The organism is Pseudomonas emilianonis, assembly GCF_023072625.1.
Taxonomy (GTDB): domain Bacteria; phylum Pseudomonadota; class Gammaproteobacteria; order Pseudomonadales; family Pseudomonadaceae; genus Aquipseudomonas; species Aquipseudomonas paraveronii.
This window is the reverse complement of sequence record NZ_JAKNRV010000675.1, coordinates 1-1221: the sequence shown is the minus strand read 5'-3', so window position 1 is coordinate 1221 and position 1221 is coordinate 1. Positions and strand designations below refer to the sequence as shown.

Below are 1221 nucleotides of genomic sequence, written 5' to 3'. Positions count from 1 at the left end.
CCCGCACAAATGCACCTCGCGTACCCAACCGATACTGGCCAAGGGCAGGTCCAGCGCCGCGCATTCGTCGTCGCGCAGCGGCTGCCAGCCTTCGAACAGCGGCGTCACGCTGAAGCCGTCGTTGGACAGCCGCGTCAGCCGCCGCGTCAGCGAGCCGTCATCGAACAGCCAGTCAAGGGTCAACGGCGCGGGCAGGGGGCTCAGAAGGCTCTGGGTCAGCCATTGGCAAGCATCGGGAAGGGCGATTGAGTGCGGCACGGTGCGTCAATATTGGCAGCAAAAGAGGCCGCGAGCTTACCATGGCGCCCGGCTCTTTTGCCGGGTTGAACCGGTGCCTTGCGTCGATCGTGCTTGCATCTGCAGGCTCCGATCAGTACAAAACGCGCTGAGCCGCACGGCAACGCGAGATCTATCGACCGTCGGCCAACCTGCCTGGACCCTGAGGAAGCAAGTAAATGAAGAAGTGGCAATGTGTAGTCTGCGGCCTGATCTATAACGAAGCGGAAGGCTGGCCGGATGACGGAATCGCACCGGGCACCCTGTGGCAGGACGTTCCGGCAGACTGGCTGTGCCCGGACTGCGGCGTGGGCAAAACCGATTTCGAAATGATCGAAATCGCGTAATCGCGAATTTAAGAAACGTATTACAAGGAGAAAGGAATGAACGCACCTGTCGTGATCGTCGGCACAGGACTGGCCGGTTACAACGTGGCCCGCGAGTTTCGCAAGCTCGACAGCGAAACCCCGTTGCTGCTGATCACCGCGGATGATGGGCGCTCCTACTCCAAGCCCATGCTCTCCACCGGCTTTGGCAAGAACAAGGAAGCCGATGGCCTGAGCATGGCTGAACCTGGCGCCATGGCCGAGCAACTCAAGGCCGAAGTGCGCACGCATACCCGTATCACCGGCATCGACCCGGGCCACAAGCGCCTGTGGATCGGTGAAGAAGCGGTGGCCTACCGCGACCTGGTCCTGGCCTGGGGCGCGGAAACCGTGCGAGTGCCGGTCGAAGGCGACGCTGCGGAGCTGATTTTCCCGATCAACGATCTTGAAGACTACGCGCGCTTTCGCGCGGCAGCCGCCGGTAAACGCCGCGTCCTGCTGCTCGGCGCCGGCCTGATCGGCTGTGAATTTGCCAACGATCTGATCCTCGGTGGCTACGAAATCGACCTGGTGGCGCCGTGCGAGCAAGTCATGCCAACCCTGCTGCACCCGGGTATGC

The 1221-nt window shown here is 62.2% G+C and carries 3 protein-coding genes; 2 read left to right on the top strand and 1 reads right to left on the bottom strand.

The annotated features are described in order from the left end of the window. Positions 1 to 258 (bottom strand): chorismate--pyruvate lyase family protein (locus L9Z73_RS30775; protein ID WP_247408743.1); only part of this gene is annotated, 258 nt, incomplete at its 3' end. A gap of 197 nt (positions 259 to 455) precedes the next feature. Here L9Z73_RS30775 and L9Z73_RS30770 point away from each other — a divergent pair. Together L9Z73_RS30770 and L9Z73_RS30765 are read left to right on the top strand one after the other, a co-directional pair. Continuing rightward, a complete protein-coding gene (locus tag L9Z73_RS30770; RefSeq protein ID WP_247408741.1) occupies positions 456 to 623 on the top strand; it encodes a rubredoxin in 168 nt (55 codons plus the stop codon). 36 nt (positions 624 to 659) lie between these two features. Beyond that, positions 660 to 1221 (top strand): FAD-dependent oxidoreductase (locus L9Z73_RS30765; protein WP_247408739.1); only part of this gene is annotated, 562 nt, incomplete at its 3' end.